This is a genomic window from Leisingera sp. G5_S3_59_S7, from assembly GCF_054968485.1.
The window spans coordinates 100,775-119,450 of sequence record NZ_JBQKUH010000007.1 but is presented as its reverse complement, the minus strand read 5'-3'; the positions used below and the strand labels follow the sequence as shown (position 1 = coordinate 119,450).

At 64.8% G+C, this 18,676-nt stretch carries 13 protein-coding genes; 8 read left to right on the top strand and 5 right to left on the bottom strand.

The features are described 5' to 3' along the window. Positions 1–12: 12 nt before the first annotated feature. From ACTRWG_RS06070 to ACTRWG_RS06060, 3 genes are all read left to right on the top strand, one after another. Complete coding sequence (locus ACTRWG_RS06070) at positions 13–2,088, top strand: oxidoreductase (RefSeq protein ID WP_084299353.1); 2,076 nt, start codon at positions 13–15, stop codon at positions 2,086–2,088. Beyond that, complete coding sequence (locus ACTRWG_RS06065; protein WP_027233879.1) at positions 2,088–3,287, top strand: aromatic ring-hydroxylating oxygenase subunit alpha; 1,200 nt, start codon at positions 2,088–2,090, stop codon at positions 3,285–3,287. Before ACTRWG_RS06070 ends, ACTRWG_RS06065 begins: the two co-directional genes overlap by 1 nt. Before the next feature lie 71 nt (positions 3,288–3,358). Beyond that, positions 3,359–4,930 (top strand): trimethylamine methyltransferase family protein, encoded by a 1,572-nt coding sequence (locus tag ACTRWG_RS06060; RefSeq protein WP_027233880.1) that lies wholly within the window; start codon positions 3,359–3,361, stop codon positions 4,928–4,930. Between the two features lie 15 nt (positions 4,931–4,945). On the opposite strand, the gene ACTRWG_RS06055 is transcribed toward ACTRWG_RS06060, so the two are convergent. Together ACTRWG_RS06055 and ACTRWG_RS06050 are read right to left on the bottom strand one after the other, a co-directional pair. Further along, a complete protein-coding gene (locus tag ACTRWG_RS06055) occupies positions 4,946–6,154 on the bottom strand; it encodes a mandelate racemase/muconate lactonizing enzyme family protein (RefSeq protein WP_027233881.1) in 1,209 nt (402 codons plus the stop codon). Positions 6,155–6,167: 13 nt separating this feature from the next. Then, complete coding sequence (locus ACTRWG_RS06050; protein ID WP_462829104.1) at positions 6,168–7,826, bottom strand: GMC family oxidoreductase; 1,659 nt, start codon at positions 7,824–7,826, stop codon at positions 6,168–6,170. A gap of 105 nt (positions 7,827–7,931) precedes the next feature. On the opposite strand from ACTRWG_RS06050, the gene ACTRWG_RS06045 reads away from it, so the two are divergent. After that, on the top strand, positions 7,932–8,822 hold the full coding sequence (locus ACTRWG_RS06045; RefSeq protein ID WP_259959621.1) for a LysR substrate-binding domain-containing protein: 891 nt from the start codon (positions 7,932–7,934) through the stop codon (positions 8,820–8,822). Between the two features lie 52 nt (positions 8,823–8,874). On the opposite strand, the gene ACTRWG_RS06040 is transcribed toward ACTRWG_RS06045, so the two are convergent. From ACTRWG_RS06040 to ACTRWG_RS06030, 3 genes are all read right to left on the bottom strand, one after another. After that, positions 8,875–9,990, bottom strand: coding sequence for a cystathionine gamma-lyase (locus ACTRWG_RS06040; protein ID WP_027233884.1), 1,116 nt, complete (start codon positions 9,988–9,990; stop codon positions 8,875–8,877). Between the two features lie 205 nt (positions 9,991–10,195). Beyond that, a complete protein-coding gene (locus tag ACTRWG_RS06035; protein WP_027233885.1) occupies positions 10,196–11,887 on the bottom strand; it encodes a thiamine pyrophosphate-binding protein in 1,692 nt (563 codons plus the stop codon). A gap of 276 nt (positions 11,888–12,163) precedes the next feature. Continuing rightward, positions 12,164–13,087: a LysR family transcriptional regulator gene (locus ACTRWG_RS06030; protein ID WP_027233886.1), complete on the bottom strand. Its 924-nt coding sequence runs from the start codon at positions 13,085–13,087 to the stop codon at positions 12,164–12,166. A 153-nt stretch (positions 13,088–13,240) separates the two neighbouring features. Here ACTRWG_RS06030 and ACTRWG_RS06025 point away from each other — a divergent pair, with 153 nt between their 5' ends. The 4 genes from ACTRWG_RS06025 to ACTRWG_RS06010 all read left to right on the top strand — a co-directional run bounded on the left by ACTRWG_RS06025 (position 13,241) and on the right by ACTRWG_RS06010 (position 18,585). Further along, positions 13,241–14,251 (top strand): TAXI family TRAP transporter solute-binding subunit, encoded by a 1,011-nt coding sequence (locus ACTRWG_RS06025; RefSeq protein WP_027233887.1) that lies wholly within the window; start codon positions 13,241–13,243, stop codon positions 14,249–14,251. A 121-nt stretch (positions 14,252–14,372) separates the two neighbouring features. Further along, positions 14,373–16,598 carry a TRAP transporter permease gene (locus ACTRWG_RS06020; protein WP_027233888.1) on the top strand — a complete coding sequence of 742 codons (2,226 nt, stop codon included), beginning with the start codon at positions 14,373–14,375 and terminating at the stop codon, positions 16,596–16,598. Continuing rightward, positions 16,595–17,860 (top strand): NAD(P)/FAD-dependent oxidoreductase, encoded by a 1,266-nt coding sequence (locus tag ACTRWG_RS06015; RefSeq protein ID WP_462829103.1) that lies wholly within the window; start codon positions 16,595–16,597, stop codon positions 17,858–17,860. The genes ACTRWG_RS06020 and ACTRWG_RS06015 overlap by 4 nt, the downstream gene beginning before the upstream one ends. Beyond that, a complete protein-coding gene (locus ACTRWG_RS06010; RefSeq protein WP_259959628.1) occupies positions 17,857–18,585 on the top strand; it encodes an aspartate/glutamate racemase family protein in 729 nt (242 codons plus the stop codon). Before ACTRWG_RS06015 ends, ACTRWG_RS06010 begins: the two co-directional genes overlap by 4 nt. Positions 18,586–18,676: the final 91 nt, after the last annotated feature.

The following is an 18,676-nucleotide window of genomic DNA, read 5'->3' as shown; positions in this document are numbered from 1 at the left end:
GGATGTGCCAATATGCCAGGCGCAAATGGGTATTCCATTCTGTTTGAACCGGTGAAGATCGGTCCTGTCACCGCGCGGAACCGGTTTTACCAGGTGCCCCATTGCAACGGCATGGGGCATGTGCGCCCGCAGGCCGAGGCCGCCATGCGCGGCATGAAGGCCGAAGGCGGCTGGGCCGTGGTTTCCACCCAGGAGACCGAGATCCACCCGACCTCTGACCTGGGGCCGTATGCCGAAAACCGGCTGTGGGATGAGCACGACATTCCCGCCCTGCGGTTGATGACCGAGAAGGTGCACCAGCACGGCGCGCTGGCGGCAATCCAGCTGGCCCACAACGGCCACCACGCCACCAACCACCTGACCCGCGCGCCGGTGCTGGGACCCTGCGACGGGCCGATTGACACGGTCTTTCCCAAACAGGCCCGCGCCATGGACAAGGAGGACATCCGCAACCTGCGCCGCTGGCACCGCGCCGCCGCCCGCCGCGCCAAGGAGGCCGGGTTCGACATCGTCTATATCTATGCCGGCCATCAGATGACCCTGGCGCATCACTTCCTGCTGCCGCAATTCAATGGCCGCAGCGATGAGTACGGCGGCTCTTTGGAAAACCGCGTCCGCTTGACCCGCGAGCTCTTGGAGGAAACCCGCGAGGAACTGGACGGCCAGTGCGCCGTCGCCCTCCGGATTGCAGTCGACCAGATGAAGGGCGCGGACGGAATGCAGGCGCAGGAGGAAGGCCGCGCCGTGGTTGAGATGCTGGCCGAGCTTCCCGATCTCTGGGACGTCAACGTCGCCGATTGGAGCAATGACAGCCAGACCACCCGCTTCCAGCCGCAGGACGGCTTTCAGATTCCTTACGTCGATTTCGTCAAACAGGTGACCAACAAGCCGGTGGTCGGTGTCGGCCGCTTCACCTCGCCGGACCTGATGACCTCGCTGGTCAGCAAGGGCGTGCTGGACCTGATCGGCGCCGCCCGCCCCTCCATCGCCGACCCGTTCCTGCCGAAGAAAATCGAGGAAGGCCGCATCGAAGAGATCCGTGAATGCATCGGCTGCAACATCTGTGTGTCAGCTGACAATTTAGGCGTGCCGATCCGCTGCACACAGAATCCTACCATGGGCGAGGAATGGCGCCGCGGCTGGCACCCCGAGAAAATCGCCCCAAAGCGCAATGAAACCAATGCTTTGGTGATCGGCTCCGGTCCGGCGGGCCTGGAATGCGCGCTGCAGTTGTCAAACCGCGGCTATGACGTGACCCTCGCCGAGGCCGCGCCGGAATTCGGCGGCCGCGCCCTGCGCGAATCCCGCCTGTCCGGGCTGGCCGCCTGGAAACGGGTGGCCGACAACCGGCTGTGGCAGCTGCAGCAGCGCGCCAATGTGCAGATGTTCACCGACAGCCCGATAACCGCGGCCGAGGTCGCCGATTTGGAGATCCCCAATGTCTTTGCTGCCACCGGCAGCCGCTGGCTGCGCGACGGCAGCGGCCGCTCCAGCCACGCGCCGCTGCCGGTTGAGGGCCTGCCGGTCTTCACTCCGGACGACATCATGGCGGGCGAACTGCCCCCAGCCGACGGTCCGGTGCTGATCTATGACGACGACCAAGCCTACATCGCGGGGGTCATAGCGCACCATCTGGCCGCGGCCGGCCGCCAGGTGATCCTGGCCACCCCTGGCGCCGTGGTCTCAGCCTTTACTGAGCTGACGCTGGAACAGGCGCGGGTGCAGACCAGCCTGATCGAGGCCGGGGTGGAGATCATCCCGCTGCATCTGCTGCAATCAGCCGGTGCGGGTGGCGCCACCCTGGGCTGCGCCTACACCGGCCGTCCGCGCGCGGTCCCCTGCGCCAGCCTGCTGATGGTGACCGCCCGCCAGCGCGACGCGGCCCTTTATGAAGAGCTGAAGGCAAACCACGCGCACCGCTTCACCACGCTGGAGCTGATCGGCGATGCCGCATCCCCCGGGCTGATTGCCGATGCGGTCTATGCCGGCCACATGGCGGCGCGCAATTTCGAACGCGACCCGGCGGCGGCCGATGCGGACTGGTTCCGCCGCGAATTGATCTCTCTGAACGGTATGGGAGGCAGCTGATGCCCAAAGACGACCTGCAAGTGATGCGCGAGCTGATGGAGAGCCACCGCGAGGGCTTTGCGCTGGAGCGGCATTTCTATACCTCCCAAGCGGTTTACGACCACGACATCAAGATGTTCTGGAACCGCAACTGGATCTGGGTGGGCCACGTCAGCCAGATCGCGGAACCCGGAGACTATTTCCTGTTCGATTACGGCCCGGAATCGGTGATCGTGGTGCGCGACCGCGACGGAGACGTCCGCGCGCATCTGAACGTCTGCCGCCACCGCGGCTCCCGCGTCTGTCTGGAAAAAAAAGGCACCGCGCGGGTGTTCTCCTGCCCCTACCACGCCTGGACATTCGGCCTCGACGGACGGTTGCGCGGGGGCCGCGCCATGGGGCCGGATTTCGACCCCGCCGACTACGGGCTGTTCCCTGTGCAGGTGCAGATCTTTCAGGGGCTGATCTTCATCTGCGCCGATGAAAACCCGCCGCCGCTGGCCGAAAGCCTGGACCGCCTCGCGCCGCTGTCGGCACCGATGAGCCTGGAGAACCTGAAACTGGCGCATGAGGCCTCCTACCCGGTGCCCGCAAACTGGAAGCTGGCGCTGGAAAACTACTTGGAGTGCTACCACTGTGCGCCGTCGCATCAGGAGTTTTCCCGCAGCCATTCGCTCAAGGACCCGGCGGATGTGGAGAAATACGGCGCGGCCCTGCGCGAGCGCTCCGCTGCCATCGGCCTGCCGGTGGAGGAGCTGGACCTGACCGGTCCCAACGCACAGGCACCCGGCGCCGACGTCTACTGGCGCCGCTACCCGCTGTTTCCCGGCTACCAGACCGGCAGCAGGGACGGCGGGCCGCTGGCACCGCCGTTGGGTCAGCTCACCGGCCATGACGGCGGCGCCACCGATCTGGCCGTTGGCACACTGAATTACTTCCTGATCTATGCCGACCATCTGGTGGGCTACCGCTTTGTCCCGCGCGGTTTGCAGGAGACCGACATCCAGATTGCCTGGTACGTGCGCGGCGATGCCGAAGAAGGGCGCGACTATGATAAGGAAGCCCTCACATGGCTGTGGCATGTCACCTCGCTCGATGATGAACGCATCATCCGCCACAATCAGGAAGGCGTGAATTCGCACCGTTTTGCGCCCGGCCCGCTGTCCGAGATGGAATGGAGCCTGCCGGGCTTCTACCGCAGCTATTTCAGGATGCTCTGACCCGCCGCGGTCCAATTCTTTACTGCAGGCCGCCCCCGTGGCCCGCCCTGCCCTAACCCGGAGACCGCTATATGGTTGACGTCACCAAGACCCGGCCCCGCCGCCGCAGCGGCGGCCGCGATGCCCGCGCCGCGGCCCGCACGCAAGCCTCCGCCAGCCAGGCGATCTGGCCCGGCCTCTCCGGCGGCCGTTACCGGCCGCTGTCGGATGCGGACATGCAAAAGATCCACCACGCCGCGCTGACCATTCTGGAACGCACCGGCATCGGCGACCCGACAGAGGAACTGCTGGACCTGGTGCTGCCCAAGGGCGCCACCCTCAGCGTGCATGGCCGTCTTTGTTTCCCGCGCGCGCTGATGGAGGACCTGCTGGCCGGCGCGGCCAATGAGTTTTACGTTCACGCCCGCGGCAGCCGTGCGGGCAAGGACGACATGCACTGCACCAAGGACAAGGTCTATTACGCCAACTCCGGCACCGCGGTGACGACCTTTGACGCCGCCAGCCGCAGCTACCGCCCCTCCACCATCCGCGACGTCTATGACTTCACCCGGCTGGTGGACCGGCTCGACAACATCCATATGACAGGCGACACCGTGCTGGGCACCGACGTGCCGCAGGATTTCGAGCATGACATGTCGATGCTCTATTCCATCCTGGCAGGCAGCGAGAAGCCATCCTGCCTCACCTTTCGCGACCGGTCTCATATCAAGCCGGCGATTGAGATGTTTGATATTGCGTCGGGCGGTGAGGGCAAGTTCCTGCAAAAACCCTCGGTGATATTCGGCGGCTGTCCGATCGTGTCGCCGCTGCGGCTGGGGCGCGAAAACCTGGAGATCATGATCGACACCGCTAAGCTGGGCCTGACCTGCGACCTGGCGGTGCCGCCGCAGGCCGGTGCGACCTCCCCTGCGCCGCTGGCCGGCACGCTGGCGCAGGCGGTGGCTGAGACGCTTTCCTGCGTGGCCATCGTCAACCTGATCAACCCCGGCACGCCGGTTGTATTTGCCGCCTGGCCCTTCATCACCGATCTGCGCACCGGCTCCTTCACCGGCGGATCGGGCGAGCAGGCGCTGATCGGCGCTGCCGCGATCCAGATGGGCAATTTCTACAACCTGCCCAATTCTGTCGGCTGCGGCATGACCGATTCCAAGATACCCGATGCCCAGTACGGGTTGGAAAAGGCGCTGACATTCAGCCTTGCCGCCCATGCCGGCGCCAACCGTCTGTGCGAGTTCGGCGGCATGGTCGGCTCGCTGATGGGATGCTCGTTCGAGTCGATGGTGATCGACAACGAGGCCGCGGGCATGATCTCCCGCACCCTGCGCGGGATCGAGGTCAGCGACGAGACCCTCTCGGTCGATGTGATCCACGACTGTGCCACCGGCCCCGGCCATTTTCTCGGCAACACCCAGACGCTGCAGTATATGGAGACGGAATATGTCTACCCCGACCTGATGGACCGCGAATTGACGGACACTTGGGAAAAGGCGGGCAAGCAAACCATGTTCGACCGCGCCCGCGAGGTTTCGGACCGGATCCTGGGCGAGCATTTCCCGAACTACTTCGGCAGCAAGCTCGACGCCGAGGTCCGCGCCAAGTTCCCGGTCAAGCTGCCGCCGGAGGCCATGCGCCCCGGCAAGTAAAGCCGGGGCTCCCGCTTACTGAACCACTGGTTCCTGCGCCAGCTCCAGATGCAGCTCGCTGCCGGTATAGGGGCTGGCGGCGATGGCTTCATCATCCAGCTCCACCCCCAGACCCGGTTCCCTGGACGGGATCACATAGCCGTCTTCCCAAGTGATCTTGGATTTCAGGCAGGACATGTAGGGGCCTTGGAAGGTGCCGATGCTTTCGAGGATCAGGAAATTCGGGCTGCAGGCGGAGATCTGGATGTTCGCCGCCGCCACCACCGGCCCGCAATAAAGATGCGGCGCGATCTGCGCCTGCCGTGTCTCGGCCATGGATGCGATCTTCTTGGCCTCCAGCAGGCCGCCGACCCGCCCCAGGTCCATCTGCAGGATCGAGGCCGCCCCGGCCTCCAGCACCCGCGCGAATTCATGCTTGGTGCAAAGCCGCTCACCGGTTGAGATCGGCACCGACGTAAACCGCGCCACTTCAGCCATATCGGCGGGGTTCTCGGGCGTGGTGGGTTCCTCGAACCACAAGGGCTCATAGGGTTCCAACCGCCGCGCCATCCTTTTGGCGCCTGAAACGGTGAACTGCCCATGGGTGCCGAACAACAGGTCTGCGCGGGTTCCGACAGCCTCGCGGATGCGCTTCACGAACATCTCGCTGCGCTCCAGGTCCTCCAGCCGCGGCTGATGGCCGTCATAGATCGTATACGGCCCGGCGGGGTCGAATTTCACCGCGGTAAATCCCTGTTCCACCCGTTGCAGCGCCACCTCTGCCGCCATGTCCGGGTCGTTGTAGACGTTGGGCGTGTCCGGGTCCGGATACACATCGCCTTCCGGCGGATACAGATAGGTGTAGCTGCGCAGCCGCTCATGCACCTGGCCGCCCATCAGCTCGTAAACCGGCTTGCCCGCCGCCTTGCCGATGATGTCCCAGCAGGCCATTTCCAGACCGCTCAGCACCCCCATCACCGTCACATCGGGCCGCAGCGTGTAACCGGCACCGTAGGATTTCCGCCACAGCTTCTCGATATGATGCGGGTCACAGCCCGCAAACTGGCGGGCAAACATCTCTTGAGCCATGGCACAGCACAGATCGGGGCCGAAGGTCGCGTTGTAAATCTCCCCCACTCCGGTGATGCCGCAAGCGGTGGTGAGGCGCACAAAGATGAAATAGCGCCCGCCGTGGCGCGGTGGCGGATTGCCGAACACAAAGGTTTCGATGCTGTCGAGTTTCATCCGGTATTCCCTGTCATTCAGCCGCCAAGGGCCTGTTTTTATTGTCTTCAAGCACCAAATCCGCGGCCCGGGCCGCCAGCATCATGGTCGGCGCATTGGTGTTGCCGGAGGTAATGTTCGGAAATGCTGAGGCGTCAATCACCCGCAGGCCCGCCATGCCGTGCACCCGCAGCCGCGCATCCAGCACGGAGTCGCTGGCTTCACGGCCCATCCGGCAGGTGCAGGAGGCATGGAACACGCTGCCCGCGCGGTTGCGGAAGTTCTCCAGCAGCGCCGCGTCGTCCATCTCCAGAATGTCCGGCGCCCGCCGCTCCCGCGTGACGCGCTTGATGGCGGGGACCGCTGCCAGTGCCTGCAGCAAGCGGCTGGCGCGCACGGCAGTAGCCTTGTCTTCATCTGTCGCCAGCGAGTTCGGCTCGATCCGCGGCGGCTGCGCCGGGTCGGCGGATTGGATGGCGATCTGCCCCCGGCTGGTGGGCCGGCCCGGCTGCACGCACAGCAGGAAACCATTGTCCCGGTCAATCTGCGGCTTGCCCGAGGGACGCGTCGAATAAGAGGCCGGATTGCAATAGACCTGCACGTCCGGCAGCGCTGCACCTTGGGTGCGGACGAAACCGCTGCACTGGTTGACCGGAACGCTCAGCGGCCCCTTGCGGGCCAGCACATATTGCAACCCCGCCTTCATCTGCCCGGCGAAACTGCCCAGCCTGTCGTTCAGTGTCGCGGTATTGGCCCAGAAGAAATGCGACACCGCCAGATGATCCTGCAACCCCAGGCCGACCTGCGGCAAATCGTGTTTCACCGCGATCCCATGCCGCTGCAGCAGCGCCGCCGGCCCGATCCCCGACAGCTGCAGCAGCTGCGGAGAGTTCACCGCGCCCGCGCTCAGGATCACCTCCCGCGCTGCCGTGGCCAGCTGCGTCTGCCCCTTCACCCGGTACGCCACCCCGGTGGCACGCCCGCCCGCGGTCAGCACTTTCTCCACCAGCGCGCCGCTCACCACGGTCAGGTTGCCGCGCCGCATCGCGGGCCGCAGGAACGCATCCGCCGAGGACCAGCGCCGCCCGCCCTTCACCGTGCTGCGGACATACCCCATGCCCTCGCTGGGCAGCGTATTGGCTCCGGTATCAGCAGGGCCATTCATGTCCGGCAGGACCGGCCAGCCCATTTCCTGCCCCGCGGCCAGGAAGTTGCGGGTAAAGGGATGCATGCGCTCGCTCAGGTCGGTGACGCGCACCGGTCCGGTGCCGCGCAACCGGCGGCGGCCCTGCTGCCATTCGTCATTGCTCTCCAGCGCCTCATAGCCGCGGCGCACAGTCTCCCAGCCCCAGCCGGTGGCGCCTGCGGCCTCCCAATCGTCGAAATCACGCGGCAGCCCACGCACATAGGCCATCGCGTTGATCGAACTTGATCCGCCCAGCACCTTGCCCCGCGGCCAATAGGCCTCGCGCCCGTTCAGCCCCGGGTCCGCCGCCGCCGAATAGCGCCAGTTCACAGCCGGGTTGGAGAAAGTGAAGCCATAGCCGACCGGAACCTTGATCCAAAACCTCCGGTCCGTGCCCCCGGCCTCGATCAGCAGTACCTTATAACGGCCGTTTGCCGTCAGCTTGTCCGCCAGCACACAGCCTGCCGATCCGGCCCCAACGATAATGAAATCAAATGTTTGCGCCATGGCCAGCCCGAGTCCTTCGATCTCCCGCGACCTTGCACGGCGCCTTAGGTGCAAATCAAACAATGTGTTTTGCCCCTAAGGCTAAACTGTGCTTATAGCTAAGCCATGACCGATCTGCCCCATGTCACCTGGCTCAAAGCCTTCGAGGCCGCCGCACGGCTCAACAGCTTCTCCGCCGCGGCAGAGGAGCTGGGCCTGACCCCTGCCGCTGTCAGCCAGCAGATCCGGCTGCTGGAGAAACACCTGGACACCCGGCTGTTCCGGCGCCTGCCCCGCGGCGTTGCCCTGACAGACACCGGTCAGGCCTACGCCCAGCCGATCCGCAAATCCTTTGACGATATGCAGCGCGCCACCACCGGCCTGTTCAGCAAGAAACGCAAGCGTGTGGTGCGGCTGCGGGCAACGATCTCCTGCGCTGCCCTTGTGATCGCGCCGCAGCTGGCCCGGTTTCAGGCCGACCACCCCGACATCTTCGTACAGCTGTCCACCACGGTCTGGGCCAGCCGGTTCGACGAGGAGGCGCTGGACATCGACATCCGCTATGGCTCCGGCGACTGGCAGGAGGCGCAGATCCTGCACCTGGGCCACGAAAACGCCATTCCGGTCTGCAGCCCCGTCTATGCCAAGGCCCTTGGCGGGAGCCCCGCCATTGAGGACCTGGCACGCGCCGATGTCGTGCAGATCATCGGCTCCGAAACCGACTGGGGCCGCCTGGCCGACCTGCACGGGCTGACGCTGCAAGTGACCACCGACTGGCTCAAGGCCGATTCCTCTCTGCTCGCCTTGCAAACAGTGGCGGCGGGCCATGGGGTGACGATGGTGCTGGAAAGCTTTGCCCGGCAATACATTGAGCAGGGGCTGGTCATCGCCCCCACCGCGTTCAAACTGCCGAAACGCCGCTCGCACTACATGGTGATCAACGACCGTGCGGGCCAGCGGGAGGAGGTGAAGGCGGTGGCCGGCTGGCTCACCTCACTCTATCAGGCGCTGATCTGATGCGGATTCCCTGCCTGTCCCTGCAGGGACAGCGGCGGGACCTCTGGCGGCCCTAGGTCTGCAGCGCGTCCAGCGAAGCTGCCATCGCGCTCCACAACTCCTCCGCCGGTTCGGTGCCGACGGAAATCCGCACGAAGCCCGGCGCCACGGCATCGCCCCAACGGGCGCGGCGCTCGGCCGAGGTATGCACGCCGCCAAAGGAGGTCGCCGCCCGGATCAGCGGGCAATTGTTGATGAAGGCATCGGCCTGCCCTGCACTGTCCAGAGTAATCGAGATCAGGAAGCCGAACCGTGCCATCTGCTGCTTGGCCAGTTCATGCGAGGGATCGGATTTCAGCCCCGGAAACCGGATCTTTTGCACCAGCGGATGCGCGGCCAGCCGCTCCGCCAGCACCTCCGCGGTGTTGCACATCCGGTCGAAACGCACTTCCAGCGTCTCCAGACCGCGATGCGCCAGCCAGGCCTCCTGCGGGCCGGGGATGCCGCCGCCGATCATCCGCCAGTCCCGCGCCGCCTGCAGCACATCCTCGCTGCGCGTCGCCAAATGCCCCATCAGCACGTCGGAATGGCCGCCCGGTGCCTTGGTGTCGGAGGCGACAACCACATCCGCGCCGAGCTCCAGCGGGCGCTGGCCCAGCGGGGTCATGGTGGTGTTGTCAACGATCAGCAGCCCGCCTGCCGCATGAACCGCGTCCGAGACCGCGCGCAGGTCGCAGAGGTCCAGACCGGGATTCGACGGGGTCTCCGCAAAAACTACATCAAAGCCTTCAAATCCGCCCTCGGCAAAGCTGGCGGTGGGGCGCTGCTCAACCTCCACGCCAAGGTTCTGCAGAAAGCGCTCGCTAAGACGGCGGGTCACATAATAACCGTCGGACGGGATCAGGATCCGTGACCCGGCCTTGACCGTGGCAAACAGCGACGCCGTTATGGCCGCCATGCCAGAGGGGAAGGCCAGCACCGGTGCATCTTCCAGATACCCCAGCACGTGCTCCAGATGCTCCCAGGTTGCGTTGTCGGCGCGGCCATAGCTGGGGCCGCCGTTCCAATCGCCCGGCACGTGGTACATCGAGCTGTGAGTCAGCGGCAGCGCCACAGGGTCGCCCTCGGACAGCGTGTTGCCGCGCAGATGCAGCATGGCTCCGGGTTTGGGGGCGGTGGGTTTGTCCATGGTGCGGGCGCCTTTCCTGAGGGTGGTGTCCCCGGAGTGATAACCGGCCAGCACGGAAAAGAAAATCGGGAGCAGCAGGACTGGGGAAATTCGAAACCTGAAACAGAGGGCAGCGCCCGTCCGCGGGCGGAAGCGAAGCGCCCGCCCATGGGGGTGGACGGGCGCCGTCCGGCGGTGCTGCCGGGCGGCAGGTTGTTGCGAGTGTTTACCCCATCCAGCGGCGCACCGGCGCGGCGGCCTCTTCCAGCGCCTGGCAAACCACGTCGATCAGGGTCGGGCCGTCATGCGCAAAGGCTTCCTTGATCGCCTGGTCCAGGTCCTCCGGCTTCTCCACCCGCCATGCCTTGACGCCAAACGCCTCGGCCACCGCCGCGTGGTCCGTGCGGTTGAAGTCCACGTTGTAGTAGCGCTTTTCGAAATTGTCGCGCTGGCTCGCCTTGATCCAGCCGAAATTGGCATTGGAGAACACCACATAGGTGATCGGCGCGTTGCAGCGCACCACGGTCTCCAGTTCGCCGCAGGTGAAGCTAAAGGAGCCGTCGCCCATCATCCCAACGACCTTGGCCCCGGGCCGGCCGAACCAGGCACCAAGCGAGGCCGACAGCGCATACCCCAGCGCCCCATGCGCGCGGTTGGTGATGTACCGGCGGCCCGGGTGTTTCTGATGCGAATATGCGTTGTAATAGGGGCAGCTGGTGCCGGGATCGGAGACCACGATGGAGTCCTCCGGCAGGTTCCGGTTCAACGCATGGATGATCTGCTCCGGCAGGACCTGACCGGTCTTGCTGGCCGCCAGCGCCTCGAACTTGGCGAACTTGCGCTGCTTGATATCGGCGATTTTGGCGGCAGCGCCGAAGGACGGCAAATCACCCCCACGCCCGTCCAGGTACGCATTCACCGCCTGCAGAGCCAGTTTCAGATCGGCGGCCACACCTACCTCCGCCGGGTAGTTCGCCCCGATCACCATCGGGTCGTTGTCGAAATGCACGATCCGCTGGCCGGGCTTCGGCGCCTCCCAGCGCGACGTCGTGGTGGACCCCGCCCGGCAGCCCATAAAGACCACCAGATCAGCGGCTTCCATCATCTCCCAGGTCTCATCGGTGCCGCCGTTGGAGCCGACCACACCCAGCGACTGCGGGTGGGTGTCGGCCAGTGACCCTTTTCCGGAGATCGAGGTACCGACGGCTATGTCAAGGCGGGAGGCGAGCCTGCCCAGCTCCTCCATCGCACCGGATATCACCACCCCGCCGCCGCAGACGATCAGCGGCGACTTTGCGGACAGGATGGCCTCCGCCGCATCCTCCGCTGCGCCCGGCTCCGGCGCGGCGCGGTAGGCGGGGTAGCTTTGGTGCTTGGGATCGCCCCAGATGTCGTCGGCGGAAACATCATCGTACTGGATGTCATAAGGCAGCCCCAGATGGGCCGCGCCGGAGCGGCCGGTGGTCATCGCCCGGAACGCCTGGCGCACCATCCGCGGAATGTGGCCGGCGCGCTTGATCACCGTATTGAACTTGGTCAGCGGCCCCATCAGGGTTTCCTGATCCACCTCGGTCAGCGGGTACTTCCCGTAGGAGCCGACCGGAATGTCCGTCGTGATCGCCAGCACCGCATAAGAGCTTTCGTTGGCCTCGATCAGCCCCGGCAGAATATAGGTGGCACCACCTCCGGATGGCCCCTCGCAGACCCCCACCCGCCCAGTCACGCGGGAGAAGCCGTCGGCCATATAGGCCGCGCTGCGCTCATCTCGGCTAAGGACGTGGGTGATGCCATGGTCCAGCCGGTTCATCGCATCATAGAAAGGCAGCGTGGTGTCGCCGCAAAGGCCAAAGATATGGGTGACCCCATGCGCCTCCAAGGAGCGCACCATCGCCTCGGCGCCGTTTAGCGTGTTCATCATGGGTGCTCCCTGACTCGTCGTAAAACCCGCCCGGGGCGCGGCCCGGGATTCGTACTCCAAACTGTATACAGTTATGTAGATAGATGTGAAGACCAAAATAGAGGCAACTCAAAAACGGCCGGATTAATGCACCAAGCGCCCGCCCCGCCGGAGCACTGGGGCGCTACAGGGGCTGTGCCGGAGGCACTCCCCGGATGGTAAAGCGGGCGGGCGCGGGCCGGCAGAAAACGCCGCGGGCGCAGCTGGTGCGGGGCTCCGGATTTTCCCAGAATCCGGTTACCCGGCAGCTTCCGCCAGGATTTCCGTCACATACTCCCGCCAGGCTTTGGCGAAACTGGCGGCCAGCTGCGACAGGGGGCGCTCGCTAGGGGTCAGGATCGAATAGCCAAAAGAAATTTGCGGCTCAAACGGCAGGAACCGGATCCGCGCCTCGCCCGCGTTGCTGCGGCGGTAGCTTTCGGCGCTGAGCACATCGACCACAGCACAGGCCTGGCCCGCGGCGATGAAGTGGAACAGCGGCAGGAAATACTGCGCATCGTAGCGCAGGTTGAACTCGGCGCCGGCGGCCAGAAACGCCTGCGAGGTGGCCTGATAGGTGTTGTGATCCGGCTGTAAGGCCCCCATCGGCACACCGTTCAGATCGGCCGCCGTGACCGCCTCGCGTTCTGCCAGGGGGTGGCTGGCCGGCACGGCGCACAGGCAGTTGCTGGGCAACTCCTCCGCCGCGTACAGCTTGCGGTCGCCGCGGAACCGGGTCATGTCGCAGAAGCCGATGTCGAAACTGTTGGCCGCAACCAGGCTGCGCACCTGCGGCGAAGACCGGGTGGCCAGCGTCACCCGCACCTCGGGCTTGCCGGCCACGAACCGGCTGATGAATTCCGGCAGCAGATAGGTCGACGGCCCCGGCATCGCCACGATACGGATCGAACCCTGCACCCGGTCGCGCATATTGGCCAGGTTCTGCTGCGCGGTTTCCAGCCGCGACAGGATTTCGGTCGCCTCCTCCATCAGATACTGCGCTTCGGGCACCGGCACCAGGCGGCGGCCTTCGCGCAGGAACAGGGTCAGGCCCAGCTCCTCCTCCAGTGTCTTGATGGCAGCGCTGACCGCTGGCTGGGTGCGGTGCAGGTTGCGCGCCGCCTGGCTGACCGACCCGGTTTTCATGACCTCATGAAAGACCGCAAGCTGATGTGAGTTCATGTTCCGGATCCCTGGCGCAAAGCTATCATAAATTTGATCTATACATACAGTATAATTTTAAATTTGTACTTATGCTTCTCCTTTATCATGATGCAACAATCGGAGGAGAGAGCTGCCGGGCAAGGCCGCAGCCAATAACCAAGGGAAGAGACAATGGGATTTTTCAAGAAACTGACCGGGGCCGCGCTGGCCTGCACCATGCTGACCGGAGCTGCTGTGGCGCAGGACATGACGTTTTTCCGCATCGGAACCGGCGGCGCAGGCGGCACCTATTTCCCGATCGGCGGCATCATTGCCAATGCGATTTCCAACCCGCCCGGGTCACGCTCCTGTGACGAGGGCGGCAATTGCGGCGTTCCTGGACTGGTGGCGATGGCCCAGTCGACCAACGCCTCGGCCCATAACGTGAACGCAATCCAGGCAGGCCAGATGGAAGCGGGCCTGTCCGGTGCCGCAACCCTGCATTTCGCCTATCACGGCAAGGGCAAGTTCGAGGGCAACGCCAAGCCCGACCTGCGGGTGATTGCCAACCTGTTCCCCGAAGACCTGCACCTGGTGCTGCCCGAGGGCCACAAGCTGGAGAGCCTTGCTGACCTTAAGGGCAAGCGCGTCGGCATTGCCCAGGCCGGTTCCGGCACCCAGATCGCGGTGGAGCTGATCCTGAACGACCACGGCGTCAACCGCGATAACATCGACGAGGCTGAGCTGAACAACGCCCAGTCCGCCGAGCGCATCGCCGACGGCCAATTGGACGCCTATTTCTATGCAGCCGGCACACCGGTTGCCGCAATGATCCAGCTCGACAACACCAAGGGCATGGAACTGCACAACTGGTCCGAGGCAGAGATCAAACAGGCCAACACCACCGTGCCTTACTACATCCCCTCGACCATTCCGGCAGGCACCTATCCGGGTGTGGACTATGACGTGAACACCGTGGCAGTCTCCGGCATGCTGGTCACCAATGCCAACATGGACGAAGAGCTGATCTATGAGATCACTAAGGCGATGTGGTCCGATACCGCCCGCAAGCTCTTGGACAACGGCCACCCCAAGGGCAAGGCGATTACCCTGGAAACCGCACTGGACGGCGTCGAGGGCATCGGTGTGCCGCTGCACCCGGGTGCTGAGCGCTTCTACCGCGAAATCGGCATGCTGAAGTAATTCCTCCCCCCTGAACTGCGGCAGCAGGGTGCGCTCTGCTGCCGCCTTTTGTTTCCCGGCGCCCCTGTCCGCAGTGCGGATCAATGGCGCGCGCCGGCAAGGCCCCGGACTGGAGACCCCGATGTCCCTGGACACCCATCTCGACAACAAGGCGCTTGAGGAGCTGGAGAAGCAGTACGACTCCGCCCTCAACACTCGTAACAACGGCCCCAGGCTGACTGGCGTCATCTATTGGGCCAGCATCGCCTTTGCCCTCTATCATCTTTGGACGGCCGGCTTCGGCACGCCGGTGGACCATGTGCATATGGGCATCCACCTGGCAGGGCTGTTCCTGTTCATCTTTGTGGGTTTCCCCATGATCCGGACCGCGCACAGCCTGGAATGGCGCGGCCCCAGCCTCCTGCGTCCCGGCAATGTGCCGCTCTATGACTGGGCGCTGACCGGCCTCAGCATGGCAGCGGCGCTGTTTCTCTGGGTCAGCTGGCGCGGCTTTGACATGTTCGGCTTTGACATCAGCGAACAGGCACTGCGGCAGGGCAATCCCTCCAGCCTGGATGTATTCTTTGGCTCGGTGCTGATCCTGACGGTGCTGGAGATCGCGCGCCGCACCATCGGCTTTGTGCTGCCGCTGATCATTCTGGTGTTCATGGTCTATGCGCTGTTCGGCCCCTACATGCCCGCGCAGATCCTCAAGCACCCGGGCGTCAACTGGCAGCAGTTCGTCAACAACATGTACTTCCCGTCCGAAGGCATATTCGGCGTGACACTGTGGGTGGTCTCCACCGTGGTGTTCCACTTTGTGCTGTTCGGCGTGGTGGCGCAGCGGATGGGCCTGGGGCAGTTCTTTGTCGACAATGCCATGCTGCTGGCGGGCCGCTACACCGGCGGCCCGGCCAAGGTGTCGGTGGTGTCGTCAGCCTTCTTCGGCACGATCTCCGGCTCGTCCATTGCCAACACGGTCTCCACCGGCTCGCTGACCATCCCGAACATGAAGAAAATGGGCTACCCCGGCCATTTCGCAGGCGGGGTTGAGGCCGCGGCCTCGGCGGGCGGGCAGATCACCCCGCCGATCATGGGGGCGGCTTCCTTCCTGATGGCCGAGTATCTGGAGGTGCCCTACACCACCATCGTGATTGCGGCGATTGTGCCGGCGATGATGCACTATATCGGGGTGATCTCGATCGTGCACTTCACCGCCAAGAAACTTGGCCTGACCGCCTACCCCAAGGATCAGCTGCCCAAGTTCCTGCAGGTCTGGAAGGACGGCTGGTACACAATCATTCCGCTGATCGCGCTTTTGCTGGTGCTGTTTTCCGGCTATTCGCCGAATATGGCGGCCTTTATCGGTCTCAGCCTCTGTGTGGTGGTGGGCTTCTGTGCCTTCAACAAGCCAGCCACCATGGTGATCCCGCTGGCCTTGCTGGGCTTCATCTTCTGGAAGGCATCGCCCTATTCCGGTGAAGGCTATACCCCGGTGATGGCGGGAATGCTGGCCGCGCTGACCCTGATCGGCTGCCTGCACAGGAATGAACGCCAGAACTTCCGCGACCTGTTCGACAGTTTCCACGTCGGCGTGCAATACGCGCTGGCCGTTGGCGCGGCGTCTGCCGCGGTGGGCATCGTGGTGGGTGTGATCAACACCACCGGCGTCGGCTTCCGCCTCGGCTTTATGGTCACCGGCGGCGCGGCGGATATGGCGGCAGCGATTGCGCCGTTCCTCGACTGGACCTCCATCGAGGCGTTCAGCCAGCCGTCGATCCAGCAGTTCCTGTCGCTGGTGCTGATCGCCATGGCCTGCATCCTGATGGGGGCCGGCCTGCCGACCACCGCGCTCTACATCATGCTGGTGGCGGTTGCGACGCCTGCCCTCAGCCAGCTGGGCGTGCCGCCGCTAGCCACCCATATGTTCGTGCTCTACTACGGTGTGATTTCCGAGATCACCCCGCCGGTCTGCGCCTCGGCCTATGCGGCGGCCGGGATTGCGGGCTCCAACCCGTTCCGCACCGGCCTCAATGCCTTTACCCTGGGGCTGGGCAAGCTGATGGTGCCGATGGTGTTTGTCTATGCGCCGACCATGCTGATCGTGCTGCCGGAGCATTTCACGCTGCTGAGCTTCACTCAGGTCACCCTGACCTGCGCGGCGGGCGTCTTTGCCATCGCCACCGCTGTCTCGGCCTACTTCCTGGCCCCGCTCAACGGCATCTGGCGGCTGCTGATGGCCATTGGCGGCCTGCTGCTGGTGGCGCCGTCCGGCGGCTCCGACATCGCCGCGATGGTGGTCATGGCGCCGGTGCTGGTCCAGCAATTGGGCCAGCAGCGCAAGCTCCAGACCGAGGCCGCGCAATGAGCGGCCGCGCCTCCCCTGATGTCACTGTCCTGGGCGCCGGGATCGTTGGCATCTGCTCGGCCCTCTCCCTGGCCGGGCGGGGCCTCAGGGTCCGGCTCATCGACCGGGATGCCCCCGGCCAGGCGACATCTTACGGCAATGCCGGCATCATCTCCCCCTGGTCGGTGGTGCCGCAATCCATGCCCGGCCTGTGGAAGAAGGTGCCGGGCTGGCTGCTGGACCCGCTGGGGCCGGTCTCAGTGAAACCCGGCTACCTGCCAAAGGTCGCGCCCTGGGGACTGCGGTTCCTGTCCGAGGGGCGCGAGGGCCGGATTCAGCAGATCTCCGACGCGATGGACATGCTCAACCGCAACTGCGTGGAGCTGTACCGCCAGCATCTGGCGGGCACCGGGCATGAGGAGCTGGTGCAGGACAGCTATTACGTCCACGCCTTCCGCAACGCGGACGCAGCCGATCTGAATTCGGTGGATTACCGGATGCGCGGCGACCGCGGGGCCGATATGGAGCGTATCGGCACGGCGGAGCTGCGCGATCTGGAACCGGCGCTGACGCCGGAATTCCAGGCTGCGATCCTGATCAAGGGCCAAGCCCGTGCAACCTCCCCGGGCCGGATCGGCACCGTTCTGGCGGAGAAGTTCCAAGCGATGGGCGGGGAAATCCTGCGGCAAACCGTGCGGGCGATCCAACCGTCCGGAACCGGCGGCTGGAGCTATACGACCGAGGCGGGCCAGGAATGGACGCCCAAGCTGGTGCTGGCCATGGGCGTCTGGTCCGGCGAACTGCTGAAACCCTTGGGCATCAGGATCCCGATGGAATCCGAACGCGGCTATCATGTGTCCTTCCGCTCCCCTGGCGTCGCGCTCAACAACTCGATCATGGATATGGACATGAAATTCGTGGCCTCCTCGATGGAGGAAGGACTGCGGGTTGCCGGCACCGCCGAGTTTGCAGGTCTCGACCAGCCCGTGAACCAGAAACGGCTCGACGGGCTGGTCAAGCTGGCCCGCGCGCTGCTGCCTGATCTGCGGGCAGACGATATGGACACCTGGTCAGGCCAGCGCCCCAGCCTGCCCGACAGCCTGCCCTGCATTGGCGAGGTCGAGGGCTTCCCCGATCTGATCGCCGCCTTCGGCCACAGCCACTACGGCCTGATGATGGCGCCGAAGACCGGGCGGCTGGTGGCCGATATCGTCAGCCAAACCCCTGTGAATGAAGACCTCTCGCCATTCCGCACACGGCGCTATGAAAGGATCAAGGCATGACCATCCACCCCGGCGGTCAAAACATCTGCGGCGTCTCCATCGGCGTGCTGGCGCTGGAGAGCTATTTCCCCAAGCCCCCTGGCCACATCAAGAACCCCTCCAGCCTGCAGTTCACCACGCTGTATGAAATGCTGGACGGGATCACCGTGCCAAAACTGCTGGCCAACCCCACGGGTGAGATGAAGGACCGGCTGATCGACGCTGCCAAGCGGCTGGAGGCCAAGGGCGTGCGGGCGATCACCGGCTCCTGCGGGTTCCTGGCGATTTTCCAGAAGGAGATCGCGGCAGCGGTGAATGTGCCGGTGTTCGTCTCCTCGCTGATCCAGGTGCCGCTGGCGCATCAGATGACCGGCCGCACGGTGGGTGTGATCACCGCTTCCGCCGGCAGCCTGACGGAGGCGCACTTGCGCGGTGTCGGCGCTGAAAATACGCCCATCGTGGTGCAGGGGCTGGACGATGCGGAGGAGTTCTCCACCGTGATCCTGCGCAACGAGCGCACGGCAATGGATCTGGCCAAGGTGGAGGCAGAGCTGCTGGCCGCTGCCCAGGGCATGATCGCCCGCAACCCGGAAATCGGCCCGATCGTGCTGGAATGCACCGACCTGCCGCCCTATGCCCATGCGCTTCAGGCCGCGCTGAACCGTCCGGTGTTCGACATCATCACCCTGTCGGAGATGGTGCACCGGGCCGCCCTGCGTGTGCCGTTTTCGGGGTTTATCACCTGACCCAGTGAGGGCAGCGCCCGCCCATTTTGCCGGAGGCAAACCTTTGGTTTGACGGGGCGGACGGGTGCTGCCCGGCGTTCCGCCGGGCAGT